Consider the following 15626-nt stretch of genomic DNA (forward strand, 5'->3'; position numbering starts at 1 on the left):
CGGTCCCGTCTCCCGCCCGGACGCCCGCGGCCGGCGGCTCCGCCATCCGTGGCGCGACCCATTCCCGGCCGAACAGCCGCCCCGGCGCCCGGCGTTCGCGGGGTACGGTCACCGGGCAGGATGAGGTCAGGGCCCGATGGCGGACGCCTCTGGAGGCGGGAGACGCTGCAGCCCGGGGGAGACGGCGGCGGCAGGCCGGATCCCGCCGCACCGCACCCAGGGCCCGGCACCCCAGGACGTGTCACGGCCCCGGCCGTGCCCCGCCCCCAGCGCTGCCGGGTTCCGGAAGGAGACGCCGTGCCCCCGTCCGAAGACGAACGTCTGGTCGCCCTCGCAGCGCGACTGGAGCGCGAGGACCCCAGATTCGCCCGTGCCCTGCGGTCCGGCCGACCGGTCCGGCCGCGTGAGTACCGGCGTACCGGCGCCTGGTGGGGCCTCGCCCTGGGCGTGGCCGTCCTGGGCCTGGGCATCGCCCTGCCCCAGGGCCTGCTCATCGCGTGCGGGCTGGTCCTCGTGGGTCTCGCGGCCCAGCTGGCCGACCCGGACCCGGCCCGCCCGGGCCACCGGGGAGCCGGGTAGCGGGCCGGCTCAGGCCCCGGCCCACTTCCGCAGCAGCGCCTCGCGCTCCTCGCGCGGCGGAGTGCCCTCCGCCGCGTGGTCGCGGCCCCACGCCAGCAGATCGGCGATGTCGGCGCCGCCCTCGGCCAGCCGCCGCAGGAGGAGGGCGGACAGCTCGTACTCGGCGGGCAGGTAGATGCCCCCGGTGACGGCGGCGTGCGCGTCAGCCAGGACGGTCTCCCCGGCCGTCGCCACCTCCACGGTGAAGGCCGGCGGCAGCTCACCGTCGCCCGTGACCGCGACGAGCGCGGCGTCGAACGCCATCGACGCCAGCCTGCGCACGCCCGAGCGCACCGGCACGTCGTGCGTCTCGATGCGGACCACCTCGTCCCAGGTCCAGGACCTGTCCCCGCCGGCGCCGAGCACCGCGACGCCGTCCTCGGTCAGCCGCACCCCGGAGGCGGCTCCCGTGGGCTCGGCCCCCACGTGCACCGCGTCCTCGCCGATCCAGAACAGGCCGACCATGGCCATGAGCGCCTCCCCGCTTCCGGTTCCGGGGCCCGCTGATCCGCCCCCGTGTCGCCGTAGGAGACGGTGCGCGGGAGCGGGCGGTTGCGGATCTTGGTCATCGGGTCCGCCGGGGGCCGGGCATGGGGCCGTCAGGGTGGGGTCGTAACCCGTGTGAACGCCCCGGATGGTGGGACGGCCCGGCATGACTGACGGTGGTTCACGTCGAGACCGGGTCTCGTGAGCTGGCGCGGCGTCAGCTGCCCGGTCGGCGACGGAAGGACTCACCGATGCGCTCTGCCCGCATGCTGCTCGCGACGGCCACGGCCACGGCCGCCCTCGCGATCGCCGCACCCACCGCCTGCGCCGAGGCGATGGGTGACCGGGACCACGACACCACTTCGTACAGCAAGGAGCACCACAAGGACGGCACCCACCACGAGCCGCGTGGCGGGATGCACACGGGCGGCGGAGCCCTGACCGGCCTGACCGCGGACGACGACGGCAGCCACGACGAAAACGGCTACGGCGACCACCGCGACGAGGAGGGCAAGCACGAGGACCACGGCAAGGACGGCCGCCACGACGAGGACTCCTGGAACGGCAAGCACGACCGGGACCACGAGCACGGCAAGCACGACGAGCACGGCAAGCACGACAAGCCGCGCGGTGGCGTGCACACGGGCGGCGGAGCGCTGGCCGCGGTGAACGCGGACGACGCGGACGCCCCCAAGGAGGCCAAGGACGCCAAGGACGACCAGGACGGCTACAAGGACGGCGAGGACCCCTGGGCCGAGGAGCAGGAAGAGGACGCCTACGGCGAGAAGCCGGACGAGAACGGCAAGCACGAGGAGAACGGCGGCCACGAGGAGAACGGCAAGCACGAGGAGAACGGCAAGCACGAGGAGGGCCAGCACGAGGAGGACGGCCGGCACGACGAGCACGACAAGGGTGCCTGGCACGACAAGCACGACAAGCCGCACGGTGGCATGCACACCGGTGGCGGCGGGCTGGCCGACGCGCCGGGTGTGACCGCCGGCGGTCTCGCGGTGCTGGCGGTGGCCGGGACCGGCCTGTACGCGCTGCGCCGCCGGGCGTCGCAGGGTGCCGCGTGACGCAGGCCTGACGCGTCAAGCCGCCGTGGCCGCCGCACGCCTCTCGCGCGTCGCGGCGGCCCGGCCCGTCCGCCCGCGGGTCGCGCCCGCTGCCGTGCCCGACCCGCCGCCGTGCCCGAATGAGGTGGTCCCCGATGGCAGCCACATCTCCCTCCGCGGCCGAGCCCGCCCCCGCTCCGGGGCGACGGCGGTGGCGCACCGCCGTGACGCTGATCTGGATCGCGGCCGCGCTCGCCGCCACCGCGTACCTGGTCGGCGGCCGTGGTGGGCCGTCCGACGCCGGCGGCCCGCCGCACGCCCCGCCGGCCGTGTCGTCCACCGCTTCCGCCGTCCCCGACGCGGCTGCCGCCCCAGCGGCGCGGCCGTCCGCCGCGGACGCCCCGCGCCTGCCGCGCTCGAAGCCGGTCCGTCTGCTCATCCCCAAGATCGCGGTCGACGCGCCCTTCACCGACCTCGCCATCGGGCGGTCGGGCCAGCTGGACCCGCCGCCGCCCGACGACACCAACCTCGTCGGCTGGTACGCCAAGGGCCACTCGCCCGGGGAGCCCGGCACCGCGATCATCGCCGGGCACGTCGACACCACCACCTCACCGGCGGTGTTCGCCCGGCTCGGCGAGCTGAAGAAGGGCGACCGGTTCCACGTGACGCGGGCCGACGGCAGCAGGGCGACCTTCGTCGTCGACCACAAGGAGTCGTTCCGCAAGGACGCCTTCCCCAGCGAACGCGTCTACGGCGACACCCCCGACGCCCAGGTCCGCCTCATCACCTGCGCCGGGGCCTACGACCGGCGCGCCCGGGACTACACCGAGAACCTCGTGGTCTTCGCCCACCTCGTCTGACATCCGGTCCTGCGGCCTGACTTGGTGTTTTAGAGTGACTGCCACCAGTTCAGGCGACTGTGCGACCTGTGAGGTATGGGCGAACCATGACGACCGAAACGTTTGAGTTCCAGGTAGAGGCGCGTCAGCTGCTGCAGCTGATGATCCACTCGGTCTACTCGAACAAGGATGTCTTCCTGCGCGAACTCGTCTCCAACGCCTCCGACGCGCTCGACAAGCTGCGTCTGGAGAAGCTGCGGGACGACGCGCTCGACGCGGACGTGTCGGATCTGCACATCGAGATCGACGCCGACAAGGAGGCCCGCACCCTCACGGTGCGGGACAACGGCATCGGCATGTCGTACGACGAGGTCGGGCAGCTCATCGGCACCATCGCCAAGTCGGGTACGGCGACCCTGCTGAAGGAGCTGCGCGAGGCCCAGGACGCGGCCGGTGCCGAGGGCCTGATCGGGCAGTTCGGCGTCGGCTTCTACTCCGGATTCATGGTGGCGGACGAGGTCACGCTGGTCACCCGCCGGGCCGGCGAGGAACAGGGCACCCGGTGGAGCTCGCGCGGCGAGGCCACCTACACCCTGGAGCGCGTCGACGACGCCCCGCAGGGCACGTCCGTCACCCTCCACCTCAAGCCCGCCGACCCCGAGAACCAGCTGCACGACTACACCTCCGAGTGGAAGATCCGGGAGATCGTCAAGCGCTACTCGGACTTCATCACCTGGCCCATCCGGATGGTCCCGGCGGCCGGCGACAAGGACGAAACGCCCGAGCCCGAGACGCTGAACTCGATGAAGGCCCTGTGGGCCCGCTCGCGCGAGGAGGTGTCCGACGACGAGTACCACGAGCTGTACAAGCACATCAGCCACGACTGGCGCGAGCCGCTGGAGACGATCCGCCTCCAGGCGGAGGGCACCTTCGAGTACCAGGCGCTGCTCTTCGTCCCCTCGCACGCGCCGCACGACCTGTTCACCCGGGACTTCAAGCGCGGCGTCCAGCTGTACGTGAAGCGCGTCTTCATCATGGACGACTGCGAGGCGCTGCTGCCGCCCTACCTCCGCTTCGTCAAGGGCGTCGTGGACGCGCAGGACCTCTCGCTGAACGTCTCGCGCGAGATCCTCCAGCAGGACCGCCACATCCGGATGATGCAGCGCCGGCTCACGAAGAAGGTGCTGTCCACGGTCAAGGAGATCATGACCAAGGACGCCGACCGCTACGCCACCCTGTGGCGCGAGTTCGGCACGGTCCTCAAGGAGGGCCTGGTCACGGACTCCGAGAACCGGGACGCCCTGCTCGCCGTCGCGTCGTTCGCGACCACCCACGGGGACGAGCCGACCACGCTCGCCCAGTACGTCGAGCGCATGAAGGACAGCCAGGAGGACATCTACTACCTCACCGGCGAGTCCCGGCAGAGCATCGAGAACTCCCCGCACATGGAGGCGTTCCGCGCCAAGGGCATCGAGGTGCTGCTGCTCACCGACGCCGTCGACGAGGTGTGGGTCGACACCGTCGGCGAGTACGAGGGCAAGAAGCTGCGGTCCGTGGCCAAGGGCGAGATCGACCTCGACGCCGAGGAGGCGGAGAAGGCCGGCGAGGAGCGGGAGAAGCAGGCCGAGGAGTACGCCGGACTGCTCGGCTGGATGCGCGAGCAGCTCGACGAGGACATCAAGGAGGTGCGCCTGTCGACGCGGCTGACCGTCTCCCCGGCCTGTGTGGTCTCCGACGCGCACGACCTGACCCCGGCCCTGGAGAACATGTACCGGGCCATGGGCCAGGAGGTGCCGCGCACCAAGCGGATCCTGGAACTCAACCCCGGCCACCCGCTGGTGAAGGGCCTGAACCAGGCCTACCGGGAGAGCGCGGACCGCACGGAGCTGGCCGAGTCCGCGGAACTGCTCCACACCCTCGCGGTGCTCGCCGAGGGCGGCCAGCCGAAGGACCCGGCGAAGTTCGTGAAGCTGGTGGCGGACCGCCTGGAGCGCACGCTGTAGCGGTCACGCCGGCGGGCCCCGGATCAGTGGTGGTCCGGGGCGTCCGCCGCCCGCGCGCCGGGCGGCGGCGTGCCGGTGCCCGGCGGGACGACCTCGCCCCGGACCACCCGCGGCGCGGGCGCCGTCCCGGCCTCCTCGTCCTTCGCGGCCCGGGCCTCGGCCTTGAGGATGCGGGCCGCCTTGCCGGCCGAGCGCGTCAGCTCGGGGAGCTTCTTGATCCCGATGACGGCTATGACCACGATGAGGATGATCGCGAGCTCGCTCAGTCCGAACATGGTGTGCTGTCCTTTCTCGCCCGGGCCGGGCACGGCGTGAGCGTATCGGCCGGGGAGCGCGGTGTGATCGCCGCCTCGGGAGACGAGGCGAGCCGTCGGCGTGAGTGCGTGCGGACGGCTCCTCGCTGAGGGAGACGCTGCGGCCCGTGCGGCGGCATACGCATAGAATCTACAGCACTGTAGAAGTCGGCGGGGCCGGTCCGGCGGATCTATACGATGTCCGCACGGGCAACGCAGGGCGGCGGAAGGGAGGCAGGGCGGTGACGGATCCCCGGCAGCGTCCCCGGCGGGGGCAGGGCGAGCTGGAGGCGCTGGTGCTGTCGGCGCTGCGGGAGGCGGACGGTCCGGCGACGGCCGGCTGGGTGCAGGAACGCCTCGGCGGCGACCTCGCGTACACGACGGTGATCACCATCCTGACCCGGCTGCTGGGCAAGGGCGCGGTCACCCGGGAGAGGGTGGGCCGGTCCTTCGCCTGGACGCCCGCCGCCGACCAGGCGGGTCTGGCCGCGCGGAAGATGCGCAAGGTCCTGGACGCCGAGAGCGACCGCGAGGCCGTGCTGGCCAGCTTCCTCACCGGCCTCGGACCGGACGACGAGCGCCTGCTGCGCGAGCTGCTGGAGCAGGCCCACGGCGAGGGGGAAGACTGAAGCCTCATGGGGGTCTTCGTCTTTCTGCCGCTGGTCCTGCCGCTCACGGCCTGGCCGGTCGCGCGCCTCGCCGAACAGCATCTGCATCCGCGCACCGCGACCCGGCTGCTGACCGCGCTGGCCGTGGTGCTGGCCCTGTGCAGCACGGTGTGCCTCGGGCTGGTGATGGTGGTGGGCACCGCCCAGCTGCCCGGCAACCCGCTGCCCGACGGCTGGTCCGACCCCGAGGTGCGGGCGGCGGTGCCGTACGACGAGATCGCCGGCAAGGCCGCCATTCCCGCGCTGTGCGCCGTCCTGGTGGCCTGTGCCCGGACGCTGGGGCTGCACGCCCGGGTGCGCCGCCGGGCCCACCGCGCGCTGGCCGGGCTGCCGGACACGGAGGTGGCCGTCCTGCCCGACGCCGCCCCCTACGCGTACGCGCTGCCCGGCCGCCGGGCCCGCGGGGCGCGGGCCGGCCGCGTCGTGGTGACCACGGCCCTGCTGGACCGGCTGGCGCCGGGCGAGCGCCGGGCCCTGTTCGCGCACGAGCGGGCCCATCTGGCCGGCCGGCACGACCGCTTCCTGCTCGCCGTGCGGCTCGCCGCCCGGGCCAACCCCTTCCTGCGGCCGTTGGGCACCGCCGTGGCGTACACGGCGGAGCGGTGGGCCGACGAGGAGGCGGCCCGGGTGATCGGCAGCCGCCGCACGGTGGCCCGCGCCATCGGCACCGCCGCGCTCGTCTCCCGGGGCACACCGGCACCCACGCTCGCGGGGCTCGCCGCGCCCGGTCCGGTGCCGCGCCGGGTGGCCGCGCTCCTCGGCCCGGCACCGGCGGCGCGCAACTGGCCCCCGGCCTTCACCTCGGTCGGGCTGGCGGCGTGGGGCGCGGCGGCCGGGACGGCGGTGTCCGCCATGTCGTCCGCGAACTCGGCGGTGACGATGGTGTTCATCCTGCACGCGGCGACGCCGCTCTGAGCGCGCCCCGGGATCAGCCCTCCTCTTCCTCCTCCTCGCCTTCGAAGAAGTCCCCGATCTCGTCGACGACTTCGCCCGCCACCATGCCGCCGGCGACCCCGACCGCGAGACCGGCCGCGCCCGCGGCGACGGCGGTGCCCATGCCCGGGCCCGAGCGGCGGCCGTCGTGGTGGTGCTCCTCGAAGCCGTGGCCGCCCGGGCCGAACGCGGCGGGGGAGCCGTACGACGCCCGCTGTTCGACCAGCTGCCGGATCCAGCCGTCCACGAGCGCGGGCCAGTCCTGGTGCGCGACCTGGTCGTGGGAGACGGTGAAGCGGGTCAGCGCGTCGTGGCCGCGGGACAGGAGGCCGCCGCGCTTGTCCGCCTCCAGCACCACCTCCATGCCGGCGGGACCGGCCAGGAAGGTCAGCTCGATCTCGTCGACCCGGTGCGCGTACCGGGTCGAGGGGACGAGTTCGATCTCCTGGTAGAAGGGCAGCCGCTGGCCCGTGCCGCCGATGCGGCCGTACTCCAGGTCGGCCGAGCGGAAGCCGAACCCGAGCCCGCCGAGGGCCTCCAGGACCGCCTCCTGCGCGGGCAGTGGCGCGACGTTCAGCGGGTCCAGGTCGCCCTTGTCCTTCGCGCCCGCCACCGACAGCTCGGTGCGCACGCCCAGGACGACGCCCAGGTTCTGGCCGTGCAGTTCGGTGACCGGCGTCTCCCACGGCACCGTCACGCCGAACGGCACCCCGCGCTCCTCGCCCTCGGCCAGCCGGAAGCCGCCACCGACGGTGAAGCGGTCGAAGGCGACGACGCCCTCGCTCTCTCCGCCCTCGTGCTCGGCCTCGACGCGGGCCACCAGCTCCAGGATGATCTGCTCGATCTCGAAGTCGGCGCTGCCGCCCTTGAGCAGGACCCGGCCGGTGAGTGTGCCGCCGGGACGGACGGGTGCCGGGTCGAGGACCGTGTCCACCGTGGGGCCGCCCACACCGAGCGCGCCGAGCAGTCGTTTGAACACCATGATGGCGTCCACTCCTTCAGATGCGTGTACTGACTTCTACAAGCGTGTAGAAGTGTAGCCGTTCTGCCCGCGCCCGCGCGCGTCCGGGCGGAACGCCCACGTCATCCCGGGCTCCACCACCCAGCGGAACACCCGCCGCACCGGCGGGGTGCACAGCGCCGTCACGAGTACCGCGGCGGCGGCCGTCACGAGGACCGCGCCCAGCGGCCGGTGCACCCACGCCGGCTCGTACCAGCCCCAGAACTTCGATCCCTGGGCCACGAAGCCGTGCAGCAGATAGCCGTACAGCGTGCCCGCGCCCAAGGCGGTGAACCAGGCGCGGCGTCCCGGCACCCACGCCAGGAAGCAGGCCACCAGGACCAGTGAGCAGCCGAAGGTCAGCAGCGTCATGACCGGGCCGTACCAGGCGGGCGCGGCCAGTTCCGCCGCGCTGTCCCGGTGGTAGAACCAGGCGCCGCTCATCCGCGGGACCGCCCAGTACGCCACGGCGGCCGCGCAGACGGACACCGGCACCGCGAGGATCCGCACCGCGCGGCGGCGAACCCACTGGAAGTGCTCGGGCCTCAGGAGCAGGCCGAGGACGAAGTACGGCAGGAACTGCAGGGTGCGCTGCAGATCGAGGTCGTCGCCGATCGACGGCGAGAGCGTCGCCAGCATCGCGACGGCCAGGGCGAGCGGCAACGGCCACCGCACCCGCTGCCACAGCGGCGTGGTCAGCCGCCAGACGAACAGGGCCGCCAGGAACCAGGTCAGGTACAGGGGGTCCAGCAGGCTGACCGGCCGGTCCGGCTCCTGGTCGGTCCACCGCGTGAACAGGGTGTACGCCGTCTCGAACACGACGTACGGCACCGCAAGCCCGGTGACCAGCCGCCTGATCCGGCCCGGGCCGCCGTCGAAGGAGCGCGAGAAGTGACCGGAGACCACGATGAACGCCGGCATGTGAAAGGCGTACACGACCATGTAGAGCGCGCTGACCGTCCGGCTGCCGTCGCGCAGCGGCTCCCAGGCGTGCCCCACCGCCACCAGCACGATGGCCAGGTACTTGGCGTTGTCGAAGAACGGGTCCCGGGCACCGGCCGGCCGGGCCGCCGGACGTTCCCGGCGTTCGGTGCCGACGGCCGGGACGGCGCGGATGCGCAGGGTGTCCTCGCTCACCGGGCCTCCCCCAGGGCGTGCGGTGAGCCCGGCCGGGCGCATGTGCGTCGTGCCGGGGCTGCGGCCCGGGCGTACCGGTGTGACATCCCCGCCGCCTGACCACCCCGCGACCGCGCAAACCGCCGCCCTTGCCGATGTGGCGCGGATCACGCAGGTCGGGACGGTGCCGCCGGGCCCGGACGACGAAGGCCGCGGCGGCACCGCCGCACGCGCGCGGTCAGCTCACGGAGCAGGCCGCGCCGTTCAGGGTGAACACCGCCGGGCTCGGGTTCGCGGCACCCCGGGTGGCCGTGAAGCCGAGGGTGACCGAGCCCGCGGCGGGGATCGCCGCCGTGTACGGGGCCGCCGCGACAGCGACGTCGGATCCGCTCTGCGTCGCCGTGCCGCCCCAGAGGCTGGTGATCCGCTGGCTGCTGTCGGGGAAGGTCCAGCGCAGCGTCCAGCCGTCGATCGCCGACGACCCGGTGTTGCGCAGGGTGATCTCGCCCTGGAAGCCGCCGGGCCAGCTGCCCGTCACCCGGTAGCCGACCCCGCACCCCGGGGCCGTGCCGCCGGGCGGGGTCGTCACCGACACCGTGCCCGAGCGGGGCGAGCGGTTGCCGGCGGCGTCACGGGCGTACACGGCGAAGGTGTGCGCGGTCGCGGGAGCCAGGCCGGTGAGGGTCGCGCTGGTGCCGGTCGTGCTGGTCACGATCGTCTCGGCGCCGGCGGCGATCCGGACGACGTCGTAGCCGGTGACGCCCGTCGCGTCGGTGGCGGCACCCCACGTCAGGGTCACCGAGGAGGACGTCACCCCGGAGGCGGCGGGGGTGCCGGGCGCCGTCGGGGGAGTGGTGTCGCCTGCGCCCGAGGAGTAGATCGCGGCCTCCTTGGCCGTGGCGGCGATGCCGTCAGCGCCGTCGAAGAGCCGCCGGCCCCAGCTGGTGAGCTGGTCCGGGTCGAAGTTCGTGACCATGTCCAGATACTCGACGCCGCCGCCGTTGCCGCTCCAGGACCAGCCGAGATAGCCCAGGCGGAGTTGCCGGGTGACCGCCAGGATGGTGTCCTCGTCCGGGTTGCCGTCCGAGTGGTCGTGGCCGAACTCGCCCACCACGATGGGCAGTTTCGCGGTGACGAAGCGGTTCAGGTAGTCCGTGATCTCGGCGGCCGTGTCGAAGACGCCGTACATGTGGATCGAGAAGACGGTGTTGGCGTCCGGGTCGGCGGCGAAGACCGAGGCGGCGTTGTCGCGCATGGTGAACGCCCAGTCCTGGCCCCAGTTGGGCGCGTCGACCATGATCGTGTGATCGAGGCCGGCGGCGCGCAGCTTCTGGATCGCCGCCTTGGTGTCGGCCGTCCACGCCGTGTAACCGGTGTTGCCGTGCGGCTCGTTGCCGATGTTGACGATGACGTAGTCCTCCTGGCCGGTCAGCGCGCTCTGCACGCTGATCCAGTAGTCGGCGGCGCGGGAGAGCGTGACGGCTCCGCTCTGTTCGCCGTAGCCGGTGGTGTCGTGCACCTCCAGGACGCAGATCAGCTTGTTCCGCTTGCACTGCGCGACGACGTTCGCCACGTCGGCGGTGTCGTTGCGGGTCCAGCGGTCACCGCTGGAGAGGACCACGCGGACGGTGTTGGCGCCCTTGGCCTTGATGTGGGCCAGGGAGCTGATGCGGTCGGGATACCAGGTGTGCGCGTGGTTGACCCCGCGCATCACGAAGTCGTTCCCGGAGGCTTCCAGGAGCCGGCCGTTCTCGACACGGAAGCCGGTGGGGGCGGCGTGGGCCGGGGCGGAGAGCGTGAGGAGGGACAGGACCAGTCCGAGCAGCACGGCGGCGACGGTGACCGGCCGCTGTGCCGGGGAGGAGAGCGGGGATCTCATGGCGGCTCCGGGTGTGGGGTGGGATGGCGCCTGGGGTGTGCGGGATGCGGCCCCGCGCGTGCGCGGCGGGGCTCAGTGCGGGGGTGGGGCGAGCGCGCGGGATGGTGCGAAGTGCGTGGTGGGGCGTAGTGCGTGGTGGGGCGTAGTGCGTGGTGGGCCGGATGCGGGCGGGGCCGGTTTCGGCCGGGCTTCAGGAGGTCGTCGTCCGCCCGGTGCACGTGACGGTCGCCGCCGGGGCGCCCGCGGTTGCCGGGGTGGTGGCGACGAACCCGAACGTGGCGCTCGCGCCCGGAGCCAGGGCCCCGTTCCAGCCCGCGTCCGAGACGGCGGCCGTACCGTCCGCCGCCGTGCGGAGCGTGCCGTTCCAGACCTGGGTCAGGCGCGCCCCGTCCGCAGGCGCGACGGTCGCGGTCCAGCCCGCGAGGGCGGAGGCGGAGGTGTTGGTCACCGTCACCTCGCCCTGATAGCCGCCCTGCCAGGAGGAGACGGCCCGGAAGCGGGCGGCGCAGGCCCCGGGGGTGCCGGGATCGCCCGGGTCCTGCGGGACGCCGGCGTCGAGCGCCGCCGCCAGGGCCGGGAACCAGCGAGCGGCGATCTTCGCGTCGCCGGAGGCGTTGGGATGCACACCGTCGTAGGTGTCGCCGGCCGTGCTGAAGCCCGTCCACTGGTCGACCACGGTGACCGGGGAACGGTCGGTGCCCGTGGCCCGCGCCCACGCCGGGATCCGCGCGTTGAGGTCGACGACGCGCTGCGCACAGGCCGCGCAACTGCCCGGGTTCATCGGGATGAGCTGGGCGACGAGGATCCGCATGTCCGGGTTGGAGGCCCGCATCTGCCCGACGAGCTTGGTGTAGGCGGCGAGGATGCGGTCGGGGGCGATGCCGCTCCACACGTCGTTCGTGCCGTAGTGCATGACAACGATGTCCGGGTCGGTGGCCGCGAGCCGGCCGGGCAGCAGGTTCCGGTCGGCCGCCTGGGTCGCCAGTTCACCGCCGTGGCCCTCGTTGTCACCGTCGTGGGCCTGCCCGCACGCCTGGGGCGGGAGCGTGCCGACGAAGTCGATGCCCGTGCGGCCGCTGCTCACCAGCCGGTTCCACAGCACCGCGCGCCAGCAGCCGGGCGAGCCGGTGATCGAGTCGCCGAGCGGCATGACGCGCACCGGTTCCGCCGCGGGGGCGGCCGAGGCGGGCGGTGCCGGGGTCAGGCCGAGGGGCAGGAGCAGGAGTGCCAGGAGAGCGAGGAGCGGGATGAGCCGTGGGGGGCGATGCGTGCGGGGGTTGCTGCGCATGGTGGTCCCTTCCCTGGAGGATGTGGGAGCGCTCCCATGACATCAAGCCACCGTTGTCCGTGACGCGTCAAGAGGTGGTGCGGCGCGGGCAGCCACCTCCCGCCGGCCGGCCCGGTGACGGACGGCGACCCGTACGCGCGGTGTTCAGGTCCGTGCGTACGGGTCGTCCGGCCGGCCGGCCGGCCGTGGTGACCGGTCAGGCCGCGGTGCGGCCGCGGGTCACCGCCCTGCGCAGCAGGGGCCACGCCAGCAGCACCGCGATCACCGCGTACACGGTCACCGCGAACGGCGTGTCGACGAGCCCCGTGACGCTGCCGTCGCTGATCTGCAGCGCGCGGCGCAGCTGCTGTTCGGCGCTCGGGCCGAGGATCACGCCGATGACGGCGGGCAGCACCGGCAGCCCGTAGCGCCGCATGCCGAAGCCGATCAGGCCGATGACCAGCAGGATCACCAGGTCGGTCACCTCGCCGCCGACCGCGTACGCGCCGACCGCCGCGAAGAACAGGATCCCGGCGTACAGGTACGGCCGCGGGATGCGCAGCAGCTTCGCCCACACCGGCGCCAGCGGCAGGTTCAGGGCGAGCAGCAGGACCATGCCCACGAAGAGCGAGGCGATCAGGCCCCACACCAGGTCGGGTTCGCGCTCGAAGAGGAGCGGACCCGGCTGGATGCCGTACTGCTGGAACGCGGCCAGCATCACGGCCGCGACCGCCGTGGTCGGCAGGCCCAGGGTCAGCATCGACACCAGCGTGCCCGCCGCCGAGGCCGACGCCGCCGACTCCGGCCCGGCGACGCCCTCGATGGCGCCCTTGCCCCACTCGTCCTTGTGCTTCGACAGGCGCTTCTCCGTCACGTACGACAGGAAGGTCGGGATCTCCGCGCCGCCCGCCGGGATCGCGCCGAACGGGAATCCGATGAACGGGCCGCGCAGCCAGGACTTCCAGGTGCGTCGCACATCGCCGCGCCCCAGCCACGGCCGGCCCACCGGGATCGGCTCCGGCGGCCGGCGCCGCAGGTGCGCCGCGACCCACAGCGCCTCGCCGATCGCGAAGAGCCCCACCGCGACGATCACCACGTCGATGCCGTCGGCGAGTTGCAGCGAGCCGAAGGTGAGGCGCTGCTGGCCGGTCATCTGGTCCAGGCCCACCAGGCCCAGCGTGAGGCCGATGAACAGGGAGGCCATGCCGCGGACCCGGGACGAGCCCAGCACCGACGTCACGGCGATGAACGCCAGCACCATGATGGCGAAGTAGTCCGGCGCGCCGATGTCCACGGCCAGTTCGGCGACCGTCGGCGCGAGCGCCACCAGCAGCAGCGTGCCGACCATGCCGCCCGCGAAGTGCCCGATCGCGGCGGCCGCGAGGGCCTGGGCGCCGCGCCCGGACTTGGCCATGGGGTTGCCCTCCATCGCCGCCACCACCGCCGCGCTCTCGCCGGGGGTGTTGAGCAGGATGGAGGTGGTGGAGCCGCCGAACATCGCGCCGTAGTAGATGCCGGCGAACATGATGAACGCGCCGGTCGGGTCGAGCCCGTAGGTCACCGGCAGCAGCAGCGCGACCGCCATCGCCGGGCCGATGCCCGGCAGCACGCCGATCGCCGTGCCGAGCAGGACGCCGACCGCGGCCCAGAGCAGATTGACCGGCGTGAGGGCCGTACCGAAGCCGTCCAGCAGGGAGTTGGGGGCGTTCATGTCACAGCACTCCCATCAGCGGACCGCCGGGCAGGGGCACTCCGAGGAGGTTGTTGAAGACGGTGTAGGTGACGAGGGAGATCCCGGCCGCGATGAGCGGGTCGCGGTCGGTCCGGCGGCTGCCCAGCGCGAACGCCGCGCCCCAGAACAGCAGGGCGCCCGCGACGGGGAAGCCGAGCGGCTCGATCAGCACGGCCGAGCCGAGGAACACCCCGGCCAGCAGGAGCACGGTGCGCCAGTCGGCGGGCTCGGACAGGTCGATGTCCTCGCCGCCCTCGGCCTCGCCCCGGCCGCCGCGCAGCACGTCCACGGCGAGCAGCGCCGCGATCAGCAGCAGCCCCGCCCCGACCACGATCGGCACGGTCGTCGGGCCGACCGGGCCGCGCTGGGCGATGTCGACGTCCATGGTGAGCGCGTCCGTCAGGACGAGCACGCCGAGCGCCAGCAGCAGGGCGCAGACCCCGAGTTCGGAGTGTTCCCTGAGCCACGATCGCCGGCCGTTCTCCCGCGCCGGGGGGATGTCGGTGGTCTGCGTCGTCACAGTCCCAGCTCCTTCAGCACCGAAACCACGCGCCGGTCCTCGGCGTCGAGGAACGCGCCGAACTCCTCACCCGTGAGGAAGGCGTCGTCCCAGCCGTTCTGCCGCAGGGACGTACGCCACTCCGCCGAGTCGTGCAGCTCCTCGATCAGCCGCACGAGCTTGGCGCGCTCGCCGTCCGTCAGACCGGGCGGGGCGACGATGCCGCGCCAGTTGGTGAAGTTCACGTCGTACCCCGCCTCCTTCAGCGTGGGCGCGTCCAGCCCGTCCACGCGCTCGGGGCCGGTGACCGCGAGGAGACGCAACTCGCCCGCCTTGATCTGGTCGAGGTACTCACCGACGCCGGAGACGCCGAAGGCGACCTTGTTGCCGAGGATGGAGGCGAGCAGCTCGCCGCCGCCGTCGAAGGGGATGTAGTTGACCTGCTTCGGGGGGATCCCCGCCGCCCGCGCCATCAGCATCGGCGCGAGGTGGTCGGGCCCGCCGGGCGAGGAACCGCCGCCCACCGGCAGCTTGCCCGGGTTCTCCTTCCAGGCGCCGATCAGGTCGTCGATCGTCTTGTACGGGGAGTCCTTGGCGACCACGACCACGTCCTGCTCCTCGGTGAGCCGGGCGATGGGCGTGGTGTCGCCGAGTGTCCTGGGGGCGTCGTTGGAGCGTACGGCGCCCACCACTCCGAGACCCATGGACATGGCGAGCTTGCCGTTGCCGTGCTCGCTCACGAGCCGGCTGAGGCCCACGGTGCCGCCGGCGCCGGGCAGGTTGAACACCTCGATGTTGTGGGTCAGTCCGGCGTCCTCGGCGTTCTTCGCGGCCGTGCGGGCCGTGATGTCGTAGCCACCGCCGGGCGTGTTGGGGACCATGAAACGCAGGCCCGGGATCTGTGTGCCGGTCTCGGAGCCGCTGCCGGTGGTCAGCAGCGGCGGTCCGAGGAGCACGAGCACGGCGGCCCCGAGCAGGGCGAGGGGAGTGCGCAGGCGCACGAGTGCCACCACCTGTCGGTACGTCGTTGCGGGTAGGTCGAGGCCCTGTGGGGGAGGGTGAGGTGGGCCACATGGTGCCCGGCCGCCGGCGAGGTGTCTCGCTTGCGCAAGCAACGGAGGTTGTGGTCGTTGTGGTCACGGAGTCGTTGTGGTCACGCAGGGGTGGGCGCCGCCGTTCCCTGCGCCGGAGGACGACGGAGCCCCGGCGCGTGCGCGCCGGGGCTCCGTCACCGGGTG

15 protein-coding genes are annotated in these 15626 nt (G+C 73.2%); 6 read left to right on the forward strand and 9 right to left on the reverse strand.

Annotated elements, in window-relative coordinates:
* Nucleotides 1-297 precede the first annotated feature (297 nt).
* A complete protein-coding gene (locus tag ACF07N_RS01710; protein WP_383328959.1) occupies nucleotides 298-579 on the forward strand; it encodes a DUF3040 domain-containing protein in 282 nt (93 codons plus the stop codon).
* Between the two features lie 9 nt (nucleotides 580-588).
* On the opposite strand, the gene ACF07N_RS01715 is transcribed toward ACF07N_RS01710, so the two are convergent.
* A complete protein-coding gene (locus tag ACF07N_RS01715) occupies nucleotides 589-1089 on the reverse strand; it encodes a hypothetical protein (RefSeq protein ID WP_383342959.1) in 501 nt (166 codons plus the stop codon).
* A 266-nt stretch (nucleotides 1090-1355) separates the two neighbouring features.
* Between ACF07N_RS01715 and ACF07N_RS01720 the strand changes: the two genes are divergently transcribed.
* The 3 genes from ACF07N_RS01720 (at nucleotide 1356) to htpG (ending at nucleotide 5001) form a co-directional block, all read left to right on the forward strand.
* Nucleotides 1356-2180 carry a hypothetical protein gene (locus tag ACF07N_RS01720; RefSeq protein ID WP_383586319.1) on the forward strand — a complete coding sequence of 275 codons (825 nt, stop codon included), beginning with the start codon at nucleotides 1356-1358 and terminating at the stop codon, nucleotides 2178-2180.
* 134 nt (nucleotides 2181-2314) lie between these two features.
* Nucleotides 2315-3019 carry a class F sortase gene (locus ACF07N_RS01725; protein ID WP_392107047.1) on the forward strand — a complete coding sequence of 235 codons (705 nt, stop codon included), beginning with the start codon at nucleotides 2315-2317 and terminating at the stop codon, nucleotides 3017-3019.
* A gap of 86 nt (nucleotides 3020-3105) precedes the next feature.
* The gene (htpG, locus tag ACF07N_RS01730; RefSeq protein ID WP_392107050.1) at nucleotides 3106-5001 is read left to right on the forward strand and encodes a molecular chaperone HtpG; all 1896 of its coding nucleotides are present in this window, start codon (nucleotides 3106-3108) and stop codon (nucleotides 4999-5001) included.
* A 23-nt stretch (nucleotides 5002-5024) separates the two neighbouring features.
* Here htpG and ACF07N_RS01735 read toward each other — a convergent pair whose 3' ends face one another.
* On the reverse strand, nucleotides 5025-5276 hold the full coding sequence (locus ACF07N_RS01735; protein ID WP_383587311.1) for a twin-arginine translocase TatA/TatE family subunit: 252 nt from the start codon (nucleotides 5274-5276) through the stop codon (nucleotides 5025-5027).
* A 260-nt stretch (nucleotides 5277-5536) separates the two neighbouring features.
* On the opposite strand from ACF07N_RS01735, the gene ACF07N_RS01740 reads away from it, so the two are divergent.
* The gene (locus ACF07N_RS01740) at nucleotides 5537-5923 is read left to right on the forward strand and encodes a BlaI/MecI/CopY family transcriptional regulator (RefSeq protein WP_311681862.1); all 387 of its coding nucleotides are present in this window, start codon (nucleotides 5537-5539) and stop codon (nucleotides 5921-5923) included.
* Nucleotides 5924-5929: 6 nt separating this feature from the next.
* A complete protein-coding gene (locus tag ACF07N_RS01745; protein ID WP_392107054.1) occupies nucleotides 5930-6877 on the forward strand; it encodes a M56 family metallopeptidase in 948 nt (315 codons plus the stop codon).
* Between the two features lie 13 nt (nucleotides 6878-6890).
* On the opposite strand, the gene ACF07N_RS01750 is transcribed toward ACF07N_RS01745, so the two are convergent.
* The 7 genes from ACF07N_RS01750 to ACF07N_RS01780 form a co-directional block, all read right to left on the reverse strand.
* Nucleotides 6891-7877 carry a sporulation protein gene (locus ACF07N_RS01750; protein WP_392107057.1) on the reverse strand — a complete coding sequence of 329 codons (987 nt, stop codon included), beginning with the start codon at nucleotides 7875-7877 and terminating at the stop codon, nucleotides 6891-6893.
* Between the two features lie 36 nt (nucleotides 7878-7913).
* Complete coding sequence (locus ACF07N_RS01755) at nucleotides 7914-9074, reverse strand: acyltransferase family protein (protein WP_392107060.1); 1161 nt, start codon at nucleotides 9072-9074, stop codon at nucleotides 7914-7916.
* Between the two features lie 175 nt (nucleotides 9075-9249).
* The gene (locus tag ACF07N_RS01760; protein WP_392107063.1) at nucleotides 9250-10890 is read right to left on the reverse strand and encodes a cellulase family glycosylhydrolase; all 1641 of its coding nucleotides are present in this window, start codon (nucleotides 10888-10890) and stop codon (nucleotides 9250-9252) included.
* Between the two features lie 190 nt (nucleotides 10891-11080).
* Complete coding sequence (locus ACF07N_RS01765; RefSeq protein ID WP_392107066.1) at nucleotides 11081-12178, reverse strand: GDSL-type esterase/lipase family protein; 1098 nt, start codon at nucleotides 12176-12178, stop codon at nucleotides 11081-11083.
* A gap of 196 nt (nucleotides 12179-12374) precedes the next feature.
* Nucleotides 12375-13868, reverse strand: coding sequence for a tripartite tricarboxylate transporter permease (locus ACF07N_RS01770; RefSeq protein ID WP_392107069.1), 1494 nt, complete (start codon nucleotides 13866-13868; stop codon nucleotides 12375-12377).
* A gap of 1 nt (nucleotide 13869) precedes the next feature.
* The gene (locus tag ACF07N_RS01775) at nucleotides 13870-14409 is read right to left on the reverse strand and encodes a tripartite tricarboxylate transporter TctB family protein (RefSeq protein ID WP_383329000.1); all 540 of its coding nucleotides are present in this window, start codon (nucleotides 14407-14409) and stop codon (nucleotides 13870-13872) included.
* On the reverse strand, nucleotides 14406-15389 hold the full coding sequence (locus ACF07N_RS01780) for a Bug family tripartite tricarboxylate transporter substrate binding protein (RefSeq protein WP_392108728.1): 984 nt from the start codon (nucleotides 15387-15389) through the stop codon (nucleotides 14406-14408). Before ACF07N_RS01780 ends, ACF07N_RS01775 begins: the two co-directional genes overlap by 4 nt.
* Nucleotides 15390-15626 lie beyond the last annotated feature (237 nt).

Origin of the sequence: Streptomyces sp. NPDC015242, assembly GCF_043079125.1 — a bacterium.
GTDB lineage: Bacteria > Actinomycetota > Actinomycetes > Streptomycetales > Streptomycetaceae > Streptomyces.